This is a genomic window from Brevibacillus parabrevis (assembly GCF_022701015.1).
In the GTDB taxonomy this organism is placed as follows: Bacteria; Bacillota; Bacilli; order Brevibacillales; family Brevibacillaceae; genus Brevibacillus; species Brevibacillus parabrevis.
Genome location: NZ_CP064090.1, coordinates 2,790,001 through 2,810,169, shown reverse-complemented (window position 1 = coordinate 2,810,169; position 20,169 = coordinate 2,790,001). Strand labels below are relative to the sequence as shown.

Annotated in this window: 19 protein-coding genes, 15 tRNA genes and 1 rRNA gene (1 of these 35 only partly in view); 4 read left to right on the top strand and 31 right to left on the bottom strand. The window is 51.9% G+C overall.

Annotated elements, in window-relative coordinates; all coding sequences use genetic code 11:
- The first annotated feature begins 109 nt into the window (after positions 1–109).
- Entirely contained in the window at positions 110–3,556 is a 3,447-nt protein-coding gene (gene pyc / locus IRJ17_RS13345) for a pyruvate carboxylase (RefSeq protein WP_242774984.1), read from the top strand.
- Positions 3,557–3,629: 73 nt separating this feature from the next.
- Positions 3,630–4,880 carry a flagellar filament capping protein FliD gene (fliD, locus tag IRJ17_RS13340; protein ID WP_242774982.1) on the top strand — a complete coding sequence of 417 codons (1,251 nt, stop codon included), beginning with the start codon at positions 3,630–3,632 and terminating at the stop codon, positions 4,878–4,880.
- A 66-nt stretch (positions 4,881–4,946) separates the two neighbouring features.
- Here fliD and ytfJ read toward each other — a convergent pair whose 3' ends face one another.
- The 11 genes from ytfJ to IRJ17_RS13285 form a co-directional block, all read right to left on the bottom strand.
- Positions 4,947–5,405, bottom strand: coding sequence for a GerW family sporulation protein (gene ytfJ, locus IRJ17_RS13335; protein ID WP_063230686.1), 459 nt, complete (start codon positions 5,403–5,405; stop codon positions 4,947–4,949).
- A 115-nt stretch (positions 5,406–5,520) separates the two neighbouring features.
- Positions 5,521–6,186 carry a DUF2953 domain-containing protein gene (locus IRJ17_RS13330; RefSeq protein ID WP_173599592.1) on the bottom strand — a complete coding sequence of 222 codons (666 nt, stop codon included), beginning with the start codon at positions 6,184–6,186 and terminating at the stop codon, positions 5,521–5,523.
- Between the two features lie 65 nt (positions 6,187–6,251).
- Complete coding sequence (locus tag IRJ17_RS13325) at positions 6,252–7,223, bottom strand: S-layer homology domain-containing protein (RefSeq protein WP_173597802.1); 972 nt, start codon at positions 7,221–7,223, stop codon at positions 6,252–6,254.
- Between the two features lie 204 nt (positions 7,224–7,427).
- Positions 7,428–8,075 carry a spore cortex-lytic enzyme gene (sleB, locus tag IRJ17_RS13320; protein WP_122964765.1) on the bottom strand — a complete coding sequence of 216 codons (648 nt, stop codon included), beginning with the start codon at positions 8,073–8,075 and terminating at the stop codon, positions 7,428–7,430.
- A gap of 101 nt (positions 8,076–8,176) precedes the next feature.
- Complete coding sequence (spoVAE, locus tag IRJ17_RS13315; RefSeq protein WP_122964764.1) at positions 8,177–8,527, bottom strand: stage V sporulation protein AE; 351 nt, start codon at positions 8,525–8,527, stop codon at positions 8,177–8,179.
- 16 nt (positions 8,528–8,543) lie between these two features.
- On the bottom strand, positions 8,544–9,548 hold the full coding sequence (gene spoVAD, locus IRJ17_RS13310; protein WP_063230691.1) for a stage V sporulation protein AD: 1,005 nt from the start codon (positions 9,546–9,548) through the stop codon (positions 8,544–8,546).
- Positions 9,549–9,551: 3 nt separating this feature from the next.
- Positions 9,552–10,025, bottom strand: a complete 474-nt coding sequence (spoVAC, locus tag IRJ17_RS13305; protein ID WP_063230692.1) for a stage V sporulation protein AC — start codon at positions 10,023–10,025, stop codon at positions 9,552–9,554.
- A gap of 17 nt (positions 10,026–10,042) precedes the next feature.
- Complete coding sequence (locus IRJ17_RS13300) at positions 10,043–10,903, bottom strand: DUF421 domain-containing protein (protein WP_217023126.1); 861 nt, start codon at positions 10,901–10,903, stop codon at positions 10,043–10,045.
- Between the two features lie 78 nt (positions 10,904–10,981).
- Positions 10,982–11,188: a DUF1657 domain-containing protein gene (locus IRJ17_RS13295; protein ID WP_063230694.1), complete on the bottom strand. Its 207-nt coding sequence runs from the start codon at positions 11,186–11,188 to the stop codon at positions 10,982–10,984.
- Positions 11,189–11,431: 243 nt separating this feature from the next.
- Positions 11,432–11,713, bottom strand: coding sequence for a hypothetical protein (locus IRJ17_RS13290; RefSeq protein WP_242774980.1), 282 nt, complete (start codon positions 11,711–11,713; stop codon positions 11,432–11,434).
- Positions 11,714–11,715: 2 nt separating this feature from the next.
- Entirely contained in the window at positions 11,716–12,324 is a 609-nt protein-coding gene (locus tag IRJ17_RS13285) for a YiiX/YebB-like N1pC/P60 family cysteine hydrolase (protein ID WP_173599589.1), read from the bottom strand.
- A 99-nt stretch (positions 12,325–12,423) separates the two neighbouring features.
- On the opposite strand from IRJ17_RS13285, the gene IRJ17_RS13280 reads away from it, so the two are divergent.
- Positions 12,424–12,750, top strand: a complete 327-nt coding sequence (locus IRJ17_RS13280; RefSeq protein WP_242774978.1) for a DUF3139 domain-containing protein — start codon at positions 12,424–12,426, stop codon at positions 12,748–12,750.
- A gap of 84 nt (positions 12,751–12,834) precedes the next feature.
- Here the strand turns inward: IRJ17_RS13280 and IRJ17_RS13275 are convergent, their stop codons facing one another.
- The 4 genes from IRJ17_RS13275 to IRJ17_RS13260 all read right to left on the bottom strand — a co-directional run bounded on the left by IRJ17_RS13275 (position 12,835) and on the right by IRJ17_RS13260 (position 15,549).
- Complete coding sequence (locus IRJ17_RS13275; RefSeq protein WP_063230695.1) at positions 12,835–13,035, bottom strand: alpha/beta-type small acid-soluble spore protein; 201 nt, start codon at positions 13,033–13,035, stop codon at positions 12,835–12,837.
- 54 nt (positions 13,036–13,089) lie between these two features.
- Complete coding sequence (locus IRJ17_RS13270; RefSeq protein ID WP_242774976.1) at positions 13,090–14,244, bottom strand: MGDG synthase family glycosyltransferase; 1,155 nt, start codon at positions 14,242–14,244, stop codon at positions 13,090–13,092.
- On the bottom strand, positions 14,244–14,828 hold the full coding sequence (locus IRJ17_RS13265; protein WP_122964840.1) for a YkoP family protein: 585 nt from the start codon (positions 14,826–14,828) through the stop codon (positions 14,244–14,246). The genes IRJ17_RS13270 and IRJ17_RS13265 overlap by 1 nt, the downstream gene beginning before the upstream one ends.
- A 70-nt stretch (positions 14,829–14,898) precedes the next feature.
- Positions 14,899–15,549 (bottom strand): TerC family protein, encoded by a 651-nt coding sequence (locus tag IRJ17_RS13260; protein ID WP_242774973.1) that lies wholly within the window; start codon positions 15,547–15,549, stop codon positions 14,899–14,901.
- A gap of 215 nt (positions 15,550–15,764) precedes the next feature.
- Between IRJ17_RS13260 and IRJ17_RS13255 the strand changes: the two genes are divergently transcribed.
- Positions 15,765–16,934: a sensor histidine kinase gene (locus tag IRJ17_RS13255; RefSeq protein WP_122964759.1), complete on the top strand. Its 1,170-nt coding sequence runs from the start codon at positions 15,765–15,767 to the stop codon at positions 16,932–16,934.
- A 433-nt stretch (positions 16,935–17,367) separates the two neighbouring features.
- Here the strand turns inward: IRJ17_RS13255 and IRJ17_RS13250 are convergent.
- The 16 genes from IRJ17_RS13250 to IRJ17_RS13175 form a co-directional block, all read right to left on the bottom strand.
- Positions 17,368–17,441 (bottom strand) — tRNA-Gly (locus IRJ17_RS13250).
- Between the two features lie 12 nt (positions 17,442–17,453).
- Positions 17,454–17,541, bottom strand: a tRNA-Leu gene (locus IRJ17_RS13245).
- A gap of 28 nt (positions 17,542–17,569) precedes the next feature.
- Positions 17,570–17,646: transfer RNA gene (locus IRJ17_RS13240), tRNA-Pro, on the bottom strand.
- Positions 17,647–17,682: 36 nt separating this feature from the next.
- Positions 17,683–17,756: transfer RNA gene (locus tag IRJ17_RS13235), tRNA-Arg, on the bottom strand.
- Positions 17,757–17,906: 150 nt separating this feature from the next.
- Positions 17,907–17,982, bottom strand: a tRNA-Gly gene (locus IRJ17_RS13230).
- An 18-nt stretch (positions 17,983–18,000) separates the two neighbouring features.
- Positions 18,001–18,087 (bottom strand) — tRNA-Leu (locus IRJ17_RS13225).
- A 19-nt stretch (positions 18,088–18,106) separates the two neighbouring features.
- A tRNA-Lys gene (locus tag IRJ17_RS13220) sits at positions 18,107–18,182 on the bottom strand.
- A 6-nt stretch (positions 18,183–18,188) separates the two neighbouring features.
- Positions 18,189–18,273 (bottom strand) — tRNA-Tyr (locus IRJ17_RS13215).
- Between the two features lie 6 nt (positions 18,274–18,279).
- Positions 18,280–18,355: transfer RNA gene (locus tag IRJ17_RS13210), tRNA-Thr, on the bottom strand.
- 99 nt (positions 18,356–18,454) lie between these two features.
- Positions 18,455–18,531: transfer RNA gene (locus tag IRJ17_RS13205), tRNA-Asp, on the bottom strand.
- Positions 18,532–18,593: 62 nt separating this feature from the next.
- Positions 18,594–18,670: transfer RNA gene (locus IRJ17_RS13200), tRNA-Met, on the bottom strand.
- A gap of 75 nt (positions 18,671–18,745) precedes the next feature.
- Positions 18,746–18,821, bottom strand: a tRNA-Val gene (locus tag IRJ17_RS13195).
- An 84-nt stretch (positions 18,822–18,905) separates the two neighbouring features.
- Positions 18,906–18,979, bottom strand: a tRNA-Glu gene (locus tag IRJ17_RS13190).
- Between the two features lie 20 nt (positions 18,980–18,999).
- Positions 19,000–19,075 (bottom strand) — tRNA-Thr (locus IRJ17_RS13185).
- 6 nt (positions 19,076–19,081) lie between these two features.
- Positions 19,082–19,157: transfer RNA gene (locus IRJ17_RS13180), tRNA-Asn, on the bottom strand.
- A gap of 53 nt (positions 19,158–19,210) precedes the next feature.
- Positions 19,211–20,169, bottom strand: a 23S ribosomal RNA gene (locus IRJ17_RS13175) (it continues 1,950 nt past the right edge of the window).

Sequence of the window (20,169 nt, the reverse complement as noted above, 5' to 3'; positions counted from 1 at the left end):
GGCTGATGTTGTAAAAGAAAAAAGGGTGTCTTGTATCACGAAAATTTTGTATATTTATGCTATATATAATTTTTTCATGTCTCTCAAAGAGACAAAGGGGGAGAGAAATTTGGAAAAGAGAAAGATTAATCGGCTGCTGGTAGCAAACCGCGGAGAAATTGCGATTCGCATTTTCCGTGCGGCTACCGAGCTGGGCATCCGTACTGTAGCGATTTACTCTGAGCAAGACAACGTCTCGATTCATCGTTTCAAAGCGGACGAGTCCTATTTGGTCGGTGCCGGAAAAGGCCCGATCGAAGCTTACCTGGACATCGACAGCATCATCGAGATCGCCAAGCGCAACGATATCGATGCGATCCACCCCGGCTATGGATTCCTCGCCGAAAACGCCGATTTCGCCAAACGCTGCCAGGAGGAAGGAATTATTTTCATCGGTCCTTCTTCCGAGTTGATCGAGAAATTCGGAGACAAGGTCGAAGCGAGAAAGCTTGCCATCGAAGCACAAATCCCGGTCATTCCAGGCACGCCGGAGCCGATTGAGACTTTGCAGGAGGCCCTGCTGTTCGCCAAGGAATACGGCTATCCGATCATCATCAAAGGCGTCTCCGGCGGTGGCGGTCGCGGGATGCGCATCGTCCGCAGCCAGGACGAGCTGCAAGACTCGCTTGATCGCGCCCGTTCAGAAGCGCGTTCCTCCTTCGGCAACGCCAAAGTATACCTGGAGCGCTATCTGGAGCAGCCAAAGCATATCGAAGTGCAAATTCTCGGCGACAACCACGGAAACATCGTGCACTTGTTCGAACGCGATTGCTCGGTGCAACGACGCCATCAAAAAGTGGTCGAAGTGGCGCCAAGCCTTTCTCTCGACGATAGCCTGCGCGAAGAAATTTGCCAGGCAGCTCTCACCCTGATGAAAAAAGCTGGCTATTCCAACGCAGGGACGGTCGAGTTTTTGCTCACGCCGGACAAGCGCTTTTATTTTATTGAAGTCAATCCGCGGATTCAAGTGGAACATACGATCACCGAGCTGATTACCGGCATCGATATCGTGCAGTCGCAAATTCGCGTCGCGGAAGGACACGCCCTCTCCGATTCGGAAATCGGGATCGCCTCGCAGTCCCAGATTCAAATGAGCGGCTATGCGATCCAGTGTCGCGTAACGACAGAAGATGCGGAAAACAACTTCCTGCCAGACGCGGGCCGTCTGTCAGCCTGGCGTTCCGGCGGCGGCTTCGGCGTCCGGCTCGACGGCGGAAACGGCTACCCTGGCGCGATTATTACGCCGTTCTACGACTCCTTGCTGGTGAAAATCTCCACGTACGGAACCAGCTTTGATCAAGCTGCGCGCAAAATGCTGCGTACGCTGCGGGAGTTCCGCATCCGCGGTGTGAAAACCAACTTGCCTTTCCTGGAGAATGTCGTCACACACGCTGATTTCCTCAGCGGCAACTACGACACCTCCTTCATTGATACAAAACCGGAGCTGTTCGTGTTCCCCGGCCGTCAGGACAGGGGTTCCAAATTACTATCGTACATCGGCAATACGATTGTCAACGGCTATCCGGGCATGGCAAAGCCGGACAAAAAGCCGCACTTTGACTCGCCGCGCATTCCGCGCACACCGTTTACCCAACCGTACCCGGATGGAACGAAGCAAATTTTGGACAAAGACGGAGCGGATGGCCTGGTTCGCTGGATTCAGGAGCAAAAGCAGGTGCTCGTAACCGATACGACATTCCGCGACGCCCACCAGTCGCTGTTTGCCACGCGCGTGCGCACGTACGACCTCGCGTCGATTGCCGAAGCGACGGGCAAGCTTGGCTCGGGACTGTTCTCTTTGGAAATGTGGGGCGGCGCTACGTTTGACACCTCCATGCGCTTTTTGCAGGAATCGCCTTGGGAGCGGCTGCAGATTTTGCGCCAGCGCATCCCGAATGTGCTGTTCCAGATGCTTTTGCGCGGGGCAAACGGGGTTGGCTACACGAACTACCCGGACAACGTCATCCATGCGTTCGTGAAGGCTTCGGCGGAAAACGGCATTGATGTCTTCCGCATCTTCGACAGCCTGAACTGGTTGCCAGGCATGCAGACGGCCATCGACGCCGTGCGCGAAACAGGCAAGGTGGCGGAAGCGGCGATTTGCTACACAGGCGACATCCTCGACCCGAGCAAAACGAAATACACGCTGTCTTACTACGTCAACCTGGCGAAAGAACTGGAAAAAGCAGGCGCACACATTTTGGCGATCAAGGATATGGCCGGATTGCTGAAGCCTTACGCCGCTTACGAGCTGGTTCGCGCCTTGAAACAGGAAATCGGCATTCCGATTCACCTGCACACGCACGATACGTCTGGCAACGGTGCGGCCATGCTGCTCAAAGCCGTCGAAGCAGGAGTCGATATCGTCGACGCGTGCGTCAGCTCGATGTCGGGCTTGACCTCGCAGCCAAGCCTCAACGGATTGATCGCGAGCCTCGCCCATACCGAACGCGAGACGGGTTTGTCGCTTGATTCGTTCAACAAGCTGTCCGATTACTGGGAAGATGTCAGACCGTACTACCAAGGCTTTGAAAGCGGCATGAAAGCGAGCAATACCGAAGTATACGTGCACGAAATGCCAGGCGGTCAGTACACCAATCTGGAGCAGCAGGCAAAAGCTGTCGGCTTGGAAGGCCGTTGGGACGAAGTCAAGCACATGTACGCCGTCGTCAACCAAATGTGCGGGGATATCGTCAAAGTCACTCCGTCTTCGAAAGTCGTCGGCGATCTGGCCTTGTTTATGGTGCAAAACAACCTGAACGAAGAAAATATTTGGGAGAAAGGCGAACGCCTCGACTTCCCTGATTCCGTCATTCAGTTTTTCCAAGGCTATCTGGGTCAACCGCCAGGCGGCTTCCCGAAAAAGCTGCAAGAACTCGTGCTGAAAGGCCGCGATGCCTTTACAGCTCGTCCTGGAGAGTTGCTTGCGCCAATCGACTTCGCCCAGGTGACATCGGAGCTGGCAGAAAAAATCGGCCGCGAGCCGAGCGAGCTGGATGTGCTCTCGTACATCATGTACCCGCAGGTTTACCTGCAATTTGACCAGCGCCTGAAAGAATACGGCGACCTGTCCGTCCTGAACACATCGACGTTCTTCTACGGCCTGCGTCCTGGCGAGGAAACCGCGATTACGATTGAGCGCGGAAAAACGTTGATCATCAAGCTGGTCGCTGTCGGCGAGCTTCATCCGGATGGACGCCGCATCATCTACTTCGAGCTGAACGGTCAGCCGCGGGAAATTTTCGTTCGCGACCAGTCGGCAAAAGTCTCGGAGACGATTCGCCGAAAAGCAGACCCGCAAAATTCCGCTCACCTCGGTGCTTCCATGCCAGGCAAGGTATTGAAGGTACTCGTGGCAGAGGGCGACAAAGTGCGCAAAGGCGAACACCTTCTCGTCAGCGAAGCGATGAAAATGGAGACGACGATCCAAGCACCGCAAGACGGCAAAGTCAAAGCCGTTTACGTAAAAGCGGGCGAAGCGATCGAAACTGGCGATCTGCTCATTGAAATGGAGTAGTCATCGTCTATAATGAAAGGTAACAGACGATGGTTTCCATCGAAATCCAATTGTTCGTGGTGAGGTGATCGACTTGAAATTGGACCGAGTCAGCCAAATTCCTTACAGCTCCCGAGTCGGCCGCTATCATTTTCAAATGGTACAGGCGAAGCTCAGCTCTCCTGTCGAGCCGATTTTCGGATATAGTCTGCAGCCTTACTATACCCGGCAGCAACAGTGGATGACTGATCTCTCCGATTCCTTGTCCCGCCTGTACCGCTTTTTTGCTGACCTGGATCAAGCTGCCCAAGAGTTTGACCCCGCGCGACCGGAAAGTGCCATCAACCAACGGACTGTCGTCTCCTCTCAACCGGAGGCGGCAGCCGTCAAACCCGGTCCGCGAGCAACGAACGGCACGCACCGTCTGTCCATCGGCTCCCTGGCGAGTGGACAGACCAACACAGGCACAGCATTGCCGGGTGATTTCCCGACACTTGTAACCGAAGGCCCGCAGCAGTTTAGCCTGCACTTCGGCGAGCAAGAGGAGTTGTTTGCCTATTATTCGCATGGCAACGACACGCACGCGGACAGCCTGCGTTCGGTTGCCGAAGCACTGCGCAACAGCTCGCTTCCCGTAGATGTCCGCCAGAAATCCGAAGGGCAGTATGTGGCGCTGAGCGTTTCTTCGCGCAAAACAGGAGCCGGCGAGTCTTTTGCCTTGCAGGATGTGAGCGGAAATACGATCCGTGTGCTCGGCCTTGACCGCGCGACGACAAGCGCCGCTGACGCTGTGTTTGTGTGGAATGGAAGGCGGGATTCAAGCCCTTCCAACCACGTTTGGCTCACGAACGATGCCGTACAAGTCTCCATGCTTCAAACAACAGCTACAGACATTGTCGTCGAGATTGCGCCTGACTACGATCGGCTTTTGCAAAAGACGCACGCGTTCGTCAACCGCTACAACCAGTTGCACGACTTTTTGACAGAGCAGGCATCTGCCTTGTCATCGCAAAAGCTTGATCCGTTCGCACATATAACCCGGGCGTCCAGAGGAACACTCGACCGTTACGGGCTTGGCTTTCGCAAAGATGGATCGTTGTCCTTCGATGAGCAAGTCTGGCGTGAGGCCACTTCTGCGCATGTTTCCGGCTTTGTCGACGAAATGACTCGCCTCTCCCGCGCGATTCGCGAGGAGGTCGTCAAGGTGCAGAGCAAGCCGTTTGGCTCGTTCTCCCAAGCCTACACAGCCGCAACATCGGCCAATCCGTACTACAACACTTCCGCCTCGGGAATGAACTACCGCTACGTGGCGCAAACAGGCTTGTTCCTCAACCAGCTCTGGTAGAGAAGCGTGCTGATGAAAGCAAAAAACAGGTATGCCCCGCAATAGGCGCATACCTGTTTTCATTTTTTAACCCCGGTCCATCAACTCTTCCAAGTCGTGATCGTCTACCCTCTTCCTTCCCGGATGGGACTGAACAGGCATCTCGTCGTGCTTTTTAAAAAGCGACTGCATCTTGTCCACAAACTGCGGAACGGAGTCGAGAATCCGGTCGTACAGATGCGTCGTATTTTCCAGCGGTATGGAGCGTATTCCTTGTTTTCCGACGACCAAAAAGGCCACGGGTGTAATCGAGACACCGCCCCCGCTACCGCCGCCAAACGGATGTCCATCGATTCCCTGGTGATGCTGGTCGTAGTGAAATTCGCTACCTCCAGCAGCAAAGCCGAATCCCACTTTGGAGATAGGGAGAATCACACTGCCGTCCGGCGTCTCGACAGGATCGCCAATAATCGTGTTCACGTCCACCATTTGCTTGAGATTTTCCATCGCTGTTCTCATGAGGCCCTGAATCGGGTGGTCTGCCATAGTAAGCTGCTCCTCCTTCCTGCATGTCTCATCTATTAACATTCCCCCAACAATTTCAGAGCATGTACAGGAACGCGGCTACATGACGGAAAGCGTCACGTTTTTTTGTGCTGGTTCATGCTTGCGATGGGCTTGTATGCCATTTGCGCTGGCCCGTTTTCCTGATCCGCCAGGCAATTTTCAGCAGCGAAAACAGAAAGTGCCCCAAGTAAAAGCGAAAGACACAGCGAAACGTTGTCTGGATCACCGCATCATTCCACACGGGCTGGACGCTCATCGCAGGCATCGTCCGCAGCGAGATCGAGTGTGACAACACCCCGACAATCAAGCTTTTCACGCCCCAGATCACTCCGGTGATGGCTCCTGTTTCCGCAGCCTGCCCTGTGCCGAGCAACGTATGCCATTCCAGCTTGGTGCAGTGAATCTGCTTGCACAAGTCGCGAAAAAGCGGCAGCAAATCCCGTACGCGATCGACCAGCTCCCGATAGTTGTGATACCATCTTTTTACTTGGCGGCGGGTAAAGTCTTTGATTTTTTCCTGCACCTTGCTTCCTTGCTCGATCGTCTCCACCTTTGCCACCAGCTCCGGGCCTGCCGGGGACACTTTGAACAGCAAAATCGGCAACTCGTATTTTCGGGAAAAAAGGCCATGCCACGCCTCAAGCTCCACTTCCAGTTGATCGTCTTCCTCTTTTCGATGATAATAGCAACTGATTTTTACTGGGGTAATCACAAGCAGCAGCAATAAGACAAGCAATCCGAGAAATACCCAGGCCCACAAAAAAATCCCACCCTTTCCACGTTAGTATGAGTGGAAAGAGCAGGAAATATGTCCGTGACGATATGTTAATCCAGCACGTATACTTTGACGCCCTGCTTCATGCCGTAGTTTTCGGCTTCCTGCAAGGTCGGCAAATACAAGTCGACGTGACGCTGCTTAACGGCACCGCCAATGTCTGCGGCAACTGCGTAGCCGTAACCATCGATGTACAGATGGCTGCCGAGCGGAATGACAGCCGGATCGACAGCGACGACACCTTCACGGAGCGGGTACTCCAAATACGACAGGATCGGCTGGTTCGGGTTGCTGTAGGCGGTCGTCTGCACGGTCAGCGCCTGCTTGTAGGCCGTCCCGTTGAACAGCTGCTGCCCGCTTTTGGAAGCTTGGCCGCTGACGAGGTGCACGGCCGCATACGTGGCTGCCTCCGCTCTCGTCATCCGGTTTTTCGGCTTCAGCGTGCCGTCGCCATAGGCGCTCATCAAGCCTTTTTCCAAGGCGTACACGAGCGGACGCTGGTAACCTTCATCCACGCTGCGCCCATCCGGGTATTTGGCCAACGTCTGAACCGTCGTCGACCATTTAAGCTGATTGACGACACCGCTATCGCCCATCGTTCGAATCAAAATCGAAGCAAGCTCCTCTCTCGTAACAAGCTCCTCCGGTTTCAAAAATACTTGGCTTCCTTGTTTGGTGCCATGGACGATTCCAAGGCGATAGGCAGTTTCCGCATATGGTGCCATCCAACTGTCTGACGGAATGTCAGCAAATGGTGACTGGCTCGCTGTGCCTGGCTCTATCCCTTTTGCCTTGACAAACATCGTTACCAGTTCTCCGCGCGTAATCGGATCATCTGGCCGAAACGACTCGGTATCGCCAATGACTCCCGCTATGTATAATGTTTCAATTTCCTTTTTGGCCCAATGCTCTGCAATGTCTGTGTACGGTGTACTGCTCGTCTCGTTTGTCTTTGCCTCTGCAACCGGCGCGCCAATGACCAGCAAGGCTGCCAGCGAGGCCAGGATCATCTGTTTCCTCATCATCATCCTCCAGAAAAAAGATTCGAAGCCGTTTCGTTTCATTTTATCGAAACATTTCGTGAAAACAAGGGACAATTCTTCCCAGTTGCCTGTCCCTTCCCGCCAGGCGCGAACGACGCGCATTGGGGCTTTTCAGGAAAAAAGACTCTTGCTTTCCGCTGGCTGTCGCGGAAAAACAAGAGTCTGTTACGTCGCTTCTCTTCGTCACTTGGCAAAAATGTGCTTGCCGATTTGCACCACTTGCGGACGCGACCAAATCCATTTGGACGTGGCGGTCGCCGGGTTGAAGTAATAGAGGGCACCATTGGTTGGGTCCCAGCCCCGCACTGCTTCCCACGCTGCCCGGTAAGCCGTCTTGTTGGGGCTCAACCAGTACTGTCCATCATCGACTGCGGTAAAAGCGTACGGCTCGAAAATGACGCCCTTGAGCGTATTCGGGAAGTCTTTGGACTGAAGACGATTCAGGGCGACGGCCGCAACCGCTACTTGCCCCTTGAAGCTTTCGCCCCGCGCTTCCGAATAGACGAGCTGAGCGAGCATTTGCATCTCGTTCTGATTGACCGACACTTTTTTCAGTGAACGCCATGTATTTTCACCAGCGATCCCATCGGCTGGCAGACCGTATGCTTTTTGAAACTGGCGCACCGCCTGAGCCGTGTTCGCCCCAAAACTGCCATCCAGCTTGTCCTGATAGTACCCCAATATTTGCAGGCGATACTGCAAGTCCCACACATCCCCGCTCTCGCTGCCGCGCTTTACAAGCGATGCCGCGTAAGATTCGGCAGGGAAGACAAACGCGACGGCAAGCATCGCCGCGAGCAGGGTCGTCAATGTTTTTTTCTGCCATGACATGAACATCCCCTCCTAACGCCACCATTCTACCCGCTGGCGAAAGTAGGTTCAATTCAAGCATTTTGGCAACAGAGGTAACATCTGACTCGCTTTTGCCGACTTTATCCTTTGGGCCGGAAGATAAGCGCCATCAAAAAGCCAAACACAATGGCAGCGGATATCCCCGCACTGGTCACCTCAAAAATGCCGGTCACAACGCCGATCACCCCATGCTGCTCCGCTTCGGCCATCGCCCCGTGAACGAGCGCGTTGCCAAAGCTCGTAATCGGGACGGTCGCACCTGCTCCCGCGAACTGAACCAGCGGCTCATACAACCCGAAGCCATCCAGGACGGCACCTGCGACAACGAGGGACGACATCGTATGGGCGGGGGTCAGCTTGACCACATCCATGAGGAATTGCCCGATGACACAGATGATCCCGCCTACGAGAAATGCCCATAAAAACGTCATGCTATCACTCTCCAGGTTACTCGGACTCTATGGCTACTGCGTGCGCGATACACGGGATGCTCTCTCCTTGCTGGTAGGAAATAGGCGATAACAACGCACCTGTGGCAACCAGCAGCATCCGCTTCCATTCGCCTGCCTTCATCCTCCGCAGCAAATGTCCGTAGGTGACCGTCGCAATGCAGCCACATCCGCTCCCGCCCGACCAGACGTTCGGATTGTCGCCGTAGATCAGCTTCCCGCAATCGACGTAGCGTTGCAGCGGAACCATGACATTATGCTTCGGCAGCAATTCCGACAAAATCGCGTGGCCGACTTTTCCCAAGTCACCCGTCACGACCAGATCGTAATAGTCGTGTGGCAACTGAAAGTCACGAAAATGCGATTCGATCGTCGTCAGCGCTGCCGGAGCCATGGCTGCCCCCATGTTGAACGGGTCAGTCATCCCCATGTCTACAACCCGTCCAATCGTCGCCCCTGCAATGTGCAGCCCCTGGCCTTGCTTGCCGACGACTGCTGCTCCCGCTCCGGTAACGGTCCACTGTGCCGTAGGCGGCTTCTGCGAGCCGTACTCTGTCGGGTAGCGGTACTGCTTCTCCGCCGCTCCATTATGGCTGGAGGTTGCCGCAAGCACGCAATCCGCAGATTGGCTGTCTACCAGTTGCGCAGCGAGCGCCAAGCCTTCCATCGCTGTCGAGCAAGCCCCGAAAATTCCGAGAAACGGAATCGCCAACGTCCTTGCGGAAAAGCTTGCCGAGATGATCTGGTTCATCAGATCGCCCGCCAGTAAAAAGTTGATCTGCTCCTTCGTCAGATTCGCCTTTTCGATCGCTTTGGAGCACGCCTCTTCCAGCAGCACTTTCTCCGCCTTCTCCCAGCTCTCCTGTCCTATCATCAAGTCTCCGTGCAGCGTATCAAAATCCTCGGCCAACGGCCCCTGAGCCTCAAATGGCCCGCCGATGGCAGCGTGGCCGAGAATGACCGGCCTGGAAGGAAACACCCACGACTGATGACCCTGGCGCATGTGTCACCCTCCCATCGTAATCAATGTTTTAATCAAGCCGATGACAAATGCGGCAGCAACACCAAACACAATCACAGAACCTGCGAGCTTGAACATGTTTCCCCCTACCCCAAGCACCAAGCCTTCGCTGCGGTGCTCAATGGCGGCTGAGGTAATCGAGTTGGCAAATCCGGTCACCGGGACACTGGTGCCCGCCCCGGCCCATTGGGCGATCCGGTCGTACACGCCCAGTCCCGTCAAAAGCGCCGAGAGCAGAATCAGAACCGCGACAGTCGGGTTTCCCGCCGTTTTCTCGGTAAAGTCAAAGTAGCGGATGAACAGCTCGGTAATCCCCTGACCAATCAGGCAGATGACGCCGCCCACGATAAAGGCGCGGAAAAAATTGCGCACGAGAGGTCGCTTCGGCTCATGTCGCATCGCCAACTGCTGATACTCCTGCTGCACGGGGGTTAAATTCTTCTTTTTTTGATCGGCCATTCTTCTCTCACTCCTTTTTACCGTATTAAAAATGGCTTGACCTGGTCGATGATCGTCTGCAATTGTTCAGCGTCGCGCTGATACGTCTGTTTGGCTGTGTCGTTTTTTGTCCCGAGAGCAAACAGCTCCAGATCAGCCTGGCATTTTTTCAGAGTCGCAAAAGTCAGCTTCGTTGCCTGCGGAGCCGGAACCTGTATCTTGTCGTCATACAGATCGAGGTACAGCTCGCCCCCTTTGTCTACCTGGGCGAGAAACACATTTTCCAGCGCCACACCCGCTTTTTGCAGTTGCGTGCGGACCCATCTGCGGTTGTAGCCCGCCGTTGCCAACGGCTCGTCCATGATCACCCCATCCATGATGACGACCTGGCCTTCTTCTGCTGGCGGTACCGTCAGCTCCAACTGTTGAGCCGTCAGAGGCTGGTTTTCCGACTTCAGCAGTACACTCAGTTCCCCGTTTGTCTCCATGAGCGCAAATTCGACGTCTGCCACCCGAAACACATTTTTGATTCGAAGCTGTTCCATTAAGTCTTCTGCCGTCAGCCGCTCCCTTTTCAGGTTGTCCTCCATGATTTTCCCTTCTTTGATCAGCACGGTTGACTTGCCTTCGAACAAGTCGCGCATCACCTTGCTTTTCAGCGATACCCATTCCATTAAAACGGGGAAAATCGCAAACACACCCATGGAAATCAAACTGTGAAAAACAGGCCCATCCATCTCCGTTGCCATGAAGGCTGCAATCGAGCCGATCGTAATCCCGACGATGTATTCAATGAACGTAAGCTGCTTGATTTGCCGCTTGCCAATAATTTTGGTAAGAAGGAACAAGTACGCCAACGCTCCTATGGAACGCAGCAAAATATTTAACCAGTCAGGCATGCTCCACCTCCATCAACCGTTGACCCTTGAAGAAAAGCCAAGAGAGAGAGCGTCTCTCCCTCTTGTTTTGCAGCATGGCTAGAAGCCTTTGTACTGTGGCTCTTCGTTCTCCAACTCGGTAACACGCTGTTGCAAGTTGTCCACAATCGTTTGCGTCTGCGCAGCTGCATCCGTGTACAATTGCTTTGCTTGCTTGTTCTGCGTGCTAAGAGCGAACGACTCCAAATCTGCCTGTGCCCCTTTCAGGCTGGCAAGAGCCTGTTTTACCTGTGCTCCAACTGTCATAGCCAATCACCTCCCAACACATATAGAATCAGCCAGTACCGCGGAAATATGCGGTTAAGTTTGGTTTGTCGGCTGTAACGTTTTTCCAAGGCTAGTATGGCAAAACCCAATTAATAATTTTCAACAAGTTTGGAGTCGACAAGGAAAGGGCAATTACTGTAAAAACTAAAAACGCCCGAATTTTGGGCATTCGGACGCTTGTTGGATTTGCTTAATGACACAGGTCACACAAATCGCTTGCGTTTAGTTTTGCCTGACGAATCCGCCGTATGTCACTAGCCACCAGCCTCCACCAGCATCTATAGCCTTGGTGAAATGTAACGTTCCTTGGTATCCCTGGGCGTCTTCATAGTTGATTTCTTCTGGATAGACACCAAAATATTTGTCTGTTACAGTAACATACTTTGACGCTAATGGCTTGACATTCTCAGTTTGAGTAGTTGTATGATTAGCAGCATAAACACTTGGATTCGCCGCAAGAATAGTTAAAATTAAAAGAAAACTCAAGAAAATCTTCTTAACCATAATTAGAAATCACCTACTTCCGCAACAATTCTCACATCACTACCATTATCCAAATCATACGGTAAAGAAACCAACATTCGGGATCCTCCAAAATTAATGGTCGATGTATCTAGTTCAACATCAGCACCATAATAAAAGGCATCCCAGACTAATTTGGAACAATAAGTGGACGTTTCATAATCATATAAATCGTCGATGTCATACTCTAAATGCCTGAAATCCTCTACATAGTTCTCTGCCCAGTCTGCTGCATCTGCAGCATCGGACGAATTATAATACCTCACAATTCTGATTCCTTTATCACCGCCTGTCCGGTCGTCAAAGAAATCCTGTAAATCTGTGAACTCAGGATTATAACCAAAGCCACGAATTTCAGCAACAGTTTCTGTATCCGTTACAATGGCGGCATGACCAGTAAAACTTGGACTAGAGTTCTTATCTGAAATGAGTATGTCACCTACTCTAATTTTAATTTTAGTATCCGGATAAGTAGGATCATCTGTGCCTAAGGGCGCGACTATGTTTGTTTTTTCAGCAGCAAGTACATTTCCTGAAAGGGAAAAAGCAATAGCTGAAAAAATACTTAAACTCAAAGGCAAAATTCTTTTCAAAGTCCCCACCTCATATGGTAAATTTTAGTTATATACACAAATTATATAATTTTCATAATAATATGTAAATATATAGTCCAGAATTAAGGAGGAAGTTAAATGAAGAAAGCTATTATATTTTTTTTGTTAATCATTTTATCAATCCCCATTTTATTGAATATAGAGTGGATAATCGGTGGCTATCCATGGGTGAAGACTAACATGGAGCTTGATGTACGAAACCATTTAGCATCAAAGGGCATAAACCTAGAAAATATTCAGGATCTAAAAGCTGGCTATAATCGCAAGTTTGGAACTTACACTACTCGTGTTACTTTCCATGACGATAATAATAATGTTTATTATTACGACTACATAAATCAGGAAATCAATCAAACAGGTGTTTCCACCTCTAATCGTTCGGAAGCTAAATATCTTGAAAAGTAGTGGAGCAAGCATTTTTCGGTCACCTGCTTCCCCATAAAAAAAGGAAAGACACCCGCAGGTGCCTCTCCTCATCCACTTATGCAATTAGCCACGGCCAGCCAATTGTTGTTCAGCGAAAGCAACGAGACGTTTTGTGATCTCGCCACCAACTGAACCGTTTTGACGGGAAGTGGTGTCCGGACCAAGCTGAACGCCGAATTCAGAAGCGATTTCGTACTTCATTTGGTCCAGCGCTTGGTTAGCTTGAGGAACCACCAGATTGTTGCTGGATCTGTTGTTAGCCATCTGTAATCACCTCCTCGTCGTTGGTAGGTTTAATATGCGTGAAGTTTTCCTTGTTCATTCGCGATTTTTGTTTCCAATTTTAGACTCCAGCGAAAAAAGGACGTGTGCGATCTCAACTGCTGCCTCCGGACGCCGCAGCTTGTCCATGTGCGCGGCAAGCTCTCCCATGCGCCCAGAGCCGCGCAAGCCCCGAATGACTTCGCGAATCTCCTGCGGAGAGCGAGCGAGAATCGCCGCTTGCTGCTCTGTAAGAAACGCACTATTGTACTGCTCCTGCCCTGGCAAAGGCTGATGCAAAATGAGCGGCGTCCGCAAAGCGAGCGCCTCCGCACAAGTGATTCCTCCCGGCTTGGTCACATACGCATCTGCCGCCCCGATCCATTGCCACATGCGCTCCTCGTAGCCTTTCACGACAAAACGGTGCCGCTCGCTCCACGGCGAAATCACGGTCTCCAGCCGCTTTTGCAAACTTGCATTTTTGCCCGTGATGACGACAATCTGTAACGGCTCCTCTTCCTCTGCCAATGTGCCAATCACTTCTTCCATCTGGCCGTATCCGCCCTCGCCGCCGCCAATCAGTACCGTAAATCGATCGACGGCAATGCCGAGCTGACTTTTCCAATCCGACTTGGTCTTACTCGCAGCATAATGGAAAGCATGGCGAATCGGGATGCCGCAAACATGCACTTTTTCAGCGGAAATGCGATAGCGATGCGTCAGCCTTTCCGCCATCTGCTCATGCGCTACCATATAAGCGTCAATTTGCGGGTGTATCCAGAAGCGGTTGACATGAAAGTCAGTAGGGACGCTCACCAGTTGAAAAGGCTTGTCCGCCTTTTGTTTGGCATAGGCGAGCGCCGACAGGCAGTAAGCATGTGTCGCCACCACGACATCCGGCTGCTCCGCACGCAAAACACGCTGGAGCAACCTTGTCGAAAGCCACCAGCCGAGTGGCTTGGATAACGATCTTCCCCACATCTCATCTTGCTCGTACATTTTGTGCCAAACTGGCTTCGCATACCGCAGCATGTTCAGATAAAAAAAACGGGACAGCACCCGCAATCCCGGGCTGGCCGTCTGTAAGCCTCCGATCACCCGCGCAGATTGTGCGCCGTCCATGTTTTGCAATACTTCCTGGATCGCCTCTGCCGCTACTCGATGTCCGCTGCCTGCCCATTCCTCCGTGACCAGCAAAAAGCGCTTGGCCATCAGAAGGCATCCCCTGTCGTCGGTTTGCTCTGGCCGTAACGCTCCAAGAGCAATTCCTTGGACATGTAGACGCGCTTCAGCGGCATATCTTGCTTCCACGTCTGCACGCGCTTTTTCCCGTTCGGGTGGACGATTCTGAGCATCAGTCGCAAATACCAGCGCTTGTAGCGGAAAAACCAGCTCATCGGTACGTCGGAAATGGAAAAGCCCAAAGGAGCCACGCCTTTGTGCAGCATGGTTGTGCCGACGATTCCCTTGATTTGCTCCCGTTCCTCCATCGCTTCCAGAAAAGCCGCCAGCCTCGGCAAGGATTGCAAAATATGCCTGCGCAATAACAAGGCTACTTTCAGTTCGTCTTTGACGCCCCTGCAAAGAGTGGCAAAGTAGTAGTTGTGAATATGTATTTTCAAAATCAGATCGCCGTCATGAATGATCCGCTCGTCTGACGTACGCAAAGACTCACCCCGATAACGCAAGGGAACGACCCGAAAAATATTGTTCCCTTTTTCAATATAGGTAAGTCTGGTGCACCGTTGGTAGATTTCATCCCAGTATCCCCATAGCATCAAGAGATTTGTGTTCATATGCAACGGTTCCTTTCCAGCGATGTTTACTTTGTAGTATTCCCCACTACCGCTTCCTTTCATTACCTGGTCAGGCCCTTTTCATCCGCCCCCACAGCATGATCAATGCGGCAGCAATCACGGGAAGCCACATGTGATTCAACATCAGCGGATTGAGCCATTTCCACACGTACTGGTCTTCCAGACACATGTCCACAGCCGTAAACGCCAACACGCCGCCACCGATGATGACCAAACCTGGGAAGCGGTTCATCAGCCGCGCGACCCAGACGCTTCCCCACATCAGCAGCGGGATGCTCATCCCCAGTCCAAGCAAAACCAGCCATATATCGCCATGTGCGGCTCCGCCAACCGCCAAAACATTGTCCAAACTCATTACAAAATCTGCTAATATAATCGTTCTGACCGCTTGGCCGATTGTCTGATTGTGCGCAACCTCTGTCGTCTCGTCGTGGCTGCTCAGCATCAGCTTGCAGGCAATCCAGAGCAGCAGCAACCCTCCGATCGCCTTTACAAGCGGAATGTCCAGCATCCACGTCATCACGCCTGTCAAGCCAATTCGCAATACAACAGCCCCAATCGTTCCATACATGATTGCACGGCTTCGCTCCCGTAAAGGCAAGCCCCGACAGGCCATTCCTATGATGACAGCATTGTCGCTGCTCAGTACCAGATCAATCATGAAAATATGCACCAGACCCAGCCAAAAATGCTCTCCCATCCCTGCCTCCCTGGTCCATGAAATGTTTGTCCATTCTACTTTATGCGACTAGAATCGGACCTATGATTGAATATTTTTCCGAAAAAAGGCGGTTTTCAGCGGATTTTGTCAACAAAAAAATTCCACAAAAAAACATTTTATCGCGAAATCGGGATATTTATACCTTGTCTAATCTTACCTTTTTCCCTTACGATTCTAGTGGGGTGGATAATGAGATGGTGGAGACTGTGACGCTTAACTTATTGCACGTTTCACGGAAAATTTTAGACTTGGCTCCAAGAATTACTACGATATGGATGCAGGAAATTGTTCGCAGTATGGAAATCCCTGTAACAATTCCTCGTGATTTTGCGGAGAAACGAACGGTTCTCTTAGCCCGTTATCTGGTGGAAGACGTAGACCAGGACATGCAGAACTGGGCACTGGATATGGGAGAGTGGCTGCGTTCGCAGGAGTTCCCCTTCTCCTCCATTTTGCGCACGTATCAGTTGTATCGAAACGTATTCTGGCGTGTGCTTCAGCCTGAACTGCAACATTGGTCCCTCTCTCCCCAGGACATGCACTATCTGGAAAAGCAACTGGGCAAAGCGATGGACGAGAGTGTCTTTTGGGCTGTCTATCATTTTGAGCAAATGATCAACAAAGAGCTCGTTCAAAAGGAAGAAACGATTTCTTACCTGCACAACGACAAGCTGACCATGCTGGGGAAAATCGCGGCCAACATGGCCCACGAGCTGCGCAATCCGCTCTGTGCCATTGAAGGCTTTCTCAAACTGATCAGTGAGTCGACGCAGGAACAGGCACAATTGCAAACGTACATTCAGGTCGTCATGCATGAATTTGAAAACTTGCATCGGCAAATTACCGGCTTTCTCAGCTTTTCCAAAAAACCGATTCTCGATGAAATTTTCAAAACTGTCCAAGTTGAGCAACTGCTCGCTGAAGTAGAAACGCTGATTACTCCGAGACTTTTAGGAGAAAACATACGATTCGAAAAACAAATCCACCCCTGCTCTCTGGCTTGTTATGAAGAAGGCTTGAAACAGGTCGTCGTCAACTTGCTGAACAATGCGATTGACGCCGTGCAAAACCGAACGGACAAGTACGTCCACATTATCGCTACTGCTTCGGATGGCTGGCTTTATTTAAGTGTGGAAAACAACGGTGAAATGATTCCTCCCGACATTGTGGAGGTTCTGTTCCAGCCGTTCTTTACAACCAAACAAAACGGGACGGGCATTGGCTTGTCCATCTGTAAAAATATTATTGAGAAGCACAACGGCACCATCCATTGCGACTCCAACGAGAAGCGCACCCGTTTCGTCGTATCGCTTCCGATCGTAACAGTAGAAGAAGCTGTAGAGCCTGTGGAAGCGACCAACTGAATCCTGGTGGGTTAGTATAATAGTCAAGTCAATCGCGCTTCTGTGAACACAAAAAAGCCTCCTGGTCATCAGGAGGCAATGCAAGAGATCCGTTACCTATACGTTCGGTAAGCGACCTTAGCCTTACTGTACACGAAAACATATGTTTCTACCACTGAAACCGTCAGACAGCTTTCGACATCGTTTTTCTGAAGCTTTTACGTTCATAAGCACTAAACCTGCTGCTTCGTTCATTCGTCTCTCGTCGGATGAAAGAAACCCGGACTGATTCTGTTTCTTTTTTGTTTTTTATACTTCCGCGAATAAAAGACCTCTGGCATGCTGGACTGACGCAGCCACACGAGGTCTTTTTCTGTTGGATCGGTTGCTTGCAGATAGAGATGGGACAATAACGAAAAAAGCAGAGAGGTAAATGGCTCTCTGCTTTTACATATGGAGCGGGTGATGGGAATCGAACCCACGCGACCAGCTTGGAAGGCTGGAGTTCTACCATTGAACTACACCCGCATCGAACGAACTTGGTGCCGAGGACCGGACTTGAACCGGTACGGGAGAAACTCCCGACAGATTTTAAGTCTGTTGCGTCTGCCCATTCCGCCACCCCGGCAGCTTTTCACAAATCGTTAGGCAAATCATGGTCGGGAAGACAGGATTCGAACCTGCGACCCCTTGGTCCCAAGCCAAGTACTCTACCAAGCTGAGCTACTTCCCGACTTTGCTATTTCTCTTCCCTTTTAAGGTAAAGAGGCGTGCCCTGAGAGATTCGAACTCCCGACCTTTTGATTCGTAGTCAAACGCTCTATCCAGCTGAGCTAAGGGCACATGATATGGAGCGGACGACGGGTCTCGCTTCTACTGGCGCTGCTTCGTCGATTTCCTGCCCGACAAGCCAGATCTGAAGTGCCCGTGACACTCTTCATTGATGCTCTTCAAGGGTAAACCCGGAACGGGTGAGAGACCCGAGAACATCTATGGAGCGGACGACGGGTCTCGAACCCGCGACCTTCGCCTTGGCAAGGCGACGCTCTACCAATTGAGCTACGTCCGCATGCTTGATAAGAAAATATGGTGCGGTCGAGAGGACTTGAACCTCCACGGTGTTGCCACCACTAGAACCTGAATCTAGCGCGTCTGCCAATTCCGCCACGACCGCATATCCATTTTGTAAAAACTGGTGAGCCATGAAGGACTCGAACCTTCGACCCTCTGATTAAAAGTCAGATGCTCTACCAACTGAGCTAATGGCTCAAATACTGGTGGGGAGAGACGGATTCGAACCGCCGAACCCGGAGGGAACAGATTTACAGTCTGCCGCGTTTAGCCACTTCGCTATCTCCCCAGTAAATGGTGCCGGCAATAGGACTTGAACCCACAACCCCCTGATTACAAGTCAGGTGCTCTACCAATTGAGCTATACCGGCATACTATTTGATTATAGCATATCTTTCATAAAATGATCAATGTTTTTTAGTTTGATTAAAACACATTGTCATTTCATGAAACCGACCACCTTGTAAAGATGGCGGAGCTGACGGGACTCGAACCCGCGACCTCCGGTGTGACAGACCGGCGTGAACTCCAACTTCACCACAGCTCCATGTTGTTAGTCCAAACCCAGTAAGGCGTGCGAATTTTGATCGCTTGGGCAAAGAGAAAATTTGGTTGCGGGAGCAGGATTTGAACCTGCGACCTTCGGGTTATGAGCCCGACGAGCTACCGAGCTGCTCCATCCCGCGACGATTAGGACAACCAAGTGTCAGTGTCACCACAAAATGCGAGGGTTTCAACTGACCGTCCTGCTGATTTATAAATGGTGGAGGCTGACGGGATCGAACCGCCGACCCTCTGCTTGTAAGGCAGATGCTCTCCCAGCTGAGCTAAGCCTCCGTACTCCCCCACAAAGTGAAGAGATTGCGTTGTAGCAACACCAAGTACTTTGCGAGAGCCCCAACAAATAGTTGGGTGTATAGGTGACCCGTAGGGGATTCGAACCCCTGTATGACAGCGTGAAAGGCTGCTGTGTTAAACCGCTTCACCAACGGGCCATGATTGTTAGGATGACTTCTGGTGCTCCCGACAGGAATCGAACCTGCGACCTCTTCCTTACCATGGAAACGCTCTACCGACTGAGCTACAGGAGCATCATATGGCTCCTCGGGACGGACTCGAACCGCCGACCGATCGGTTAACAGCCGATTGCTCTACCAACTGAGCTACCGAGGAACGTTGAAGGATTTATTCCTTCAAAACTGAATACGCATGATTGCTAAGCATGTGTGGATAAGTCCTCGACCGATTAGTATTCGTCAGCTCCACGCGTTACCGCGCTTCCACACCGAACCTATCAACCTCATCGTCTATGAGGGTCTTACCAGCTTGCGCTGTGGGAAGTCTCATCTTGGAGGGCTTCACGCTTAGATGCTTTCAGCGCTTATCCCGTCCGCACATAGCTACCCAGCTGTGCCACTGGCGTGACAACTGGTGCACCAGCGGTGCGTCCATCCCGGTCCTCTCGTACTAAGGACAGCTCTCCTCAAACTTCCTACGCCCGCGACAGATAGGGACCGAACTGTCTCACGACGTTCTGAACCCAGCTCGCGTACCGCTTTAATGGGCGAACAGCCCAACCCTTGGGACCTACTTCAGCCCCAGGATGCGATGAGCCGACATCGAGGTGCCAAACCTCCCCGTCGATGTGGACTCTTGGGGGAGATAAGCCTGTTATCCCCAGGGTAGCTTTTATCCGTTGAGCGATGGCCCTTCCATGCGGAACCACCGGATCACTAAGCCCGACTTTCGTCCCTGCTCGACTTGTAGGTCTCGCAGTCAAGCTCCCTTCTGCCTTTACACTCTACGAATGATTTCCGACCATTCTGAGGGAACCTTTGGGCGCCTCCGTTACCTTTTAGGAGGCGACCGCCCCAGTCAAACTGCCCACCTGGCATGGTCCTCTCGCCCGATGAGGGCGACGAGTTAGAAACTCCGTACATCAAGGGTGGTATCCCACCGACAGCTCCACAGAGGCTGGCGCCCCTGCTTCTCAGCTTCCCACCTATCCTGTACATGATGCACAAAGTTCCAATACCAGGCTACAGTAAAGCTCCATGGGGTCTTTCCGTCTTGTCGCGGGTAACCTGCATCTTCACAGGTATTATGATTTCACCGGGTCTCTTGCCGAGACAGCGCCCAAGTCGTTACGCCTTTCGTGCGGGTCGGAACTTACCCGACAAGGAAT

What these genes read in the sequence shown, in the direction of transcription:
- ytfJ (WP_063230686.1), bottom strand. Translation starts at nt 5,405, where the DNA reads ATGGCAGACCACCCGATTCAGGGCCTCATGAGAACAGCGATGGAAAAT.
- IRJ17_RS13325 (WP_173597802.1), bottom strand. Translation starts at nt 7,223, where the DNA reads ATGAGGAAACAGATGATCCTGGCCTCGCTGGCAGCCTTGCTGGTCATT.
- sleB (WP_122964765.1), bottom strand. Translation starts at nt 8,075, where the DNA reads ATGTCATGGCAGAAAAAAACATTGACGACCCTGCTCGCGGCGATGCTT.
- spoVAE (WP_122964764.1), bottom strand. Translation starts at nt 8,527, where the DNA reads ATGACGTTTTTATGGGCATTTCTCGTAGGCGGGATCATCTGTGTCATC.
- spoVAD (WP_063230691.1), bottom strand. Translation starts at nt 9,548, where the DNA reads ATGCGCCAGGGTCATCAGTCGTGGGTGTTTCCTTCCAGGCCGGTCATT.
- spoVAC (WP_063230692.1), bottom strand. Translation starts at nt 10,025, where the DNA reads ATGGCCGATCAAAAAAAGAAGAATTTAACCCCCGTGCAGCAGGAGTAT.
- IRJ17_RS13300 (WP_217023126.1), bottom strand. Translation starts at nt 10,903, where the DNA reads ATGCCTGACTGGTTAAATATTTTGCTGCGTTCCATAGGAGCGTTGGCG.
- IRJ17_RS13295 (WP_063230694.1), bottom strand. Translation starts at nt 11,188, where the DNA reads ATGACAGTTGGAGCACAGGTAAAACAGGCTCTTGCCAGCCTGAAAGGG.
- IRJ17_RS13290 (WP_242774980.1), bottom strand. Translation starts at nt 11,713, where the DNA reads ATGGTTAAGAAGATTTTCTTGAGTTTTCTTTTAATTTTAACTATTCTT.
- IRJ17_RS13280 (WP_242774978.1), top strand. Translation starts at nt 12,424, where the DNA reads ATGAAGAAAGCTATTATATTTTTTTTGTTAATCATTTTATCAATCCCC.
- IRJ17_RS13275 (WP_063230695.1), bottom strand. Translation starts at nt 13,035, where the DNA reads ATGGCTAACAACAGATCCAGCAACAATCTGGTGGTTCCTCAAGCTAAC.
- IRJ17_RS13270 (WP_242774976.1), bottom strand. Translation starts at nt 14,244, where the DNA reads ATGGCCAAGCGCTTTTTGCTGGTCACGGAGGAATGGGCAGGCAGCGGA.
- IRJ17_RS13265 (WP_122964840.1), bottom strand. Translation starts at nt 14,828, where the DNA reads ATGAACACAAATCTCTTGATGCTATGGGGATACTGGGATGAAATCTAC.
- IRJ17_RS13260 (WP_242774973.1), bottom strand. Translation starts at nt 15,549, where the DNA reads ATGGGAGAGCATTTTTGGCTGGGTCTGGTGCATATTTTCATGATTGAT.
- IRJ17_RS13255 (WP_122964759.1), top strand. Translation starts at nt 15,765, where the DNA reads ATGGTGGAGACTGTGACGCTTAACTTATTGCACGTTTCACGGAAAATT.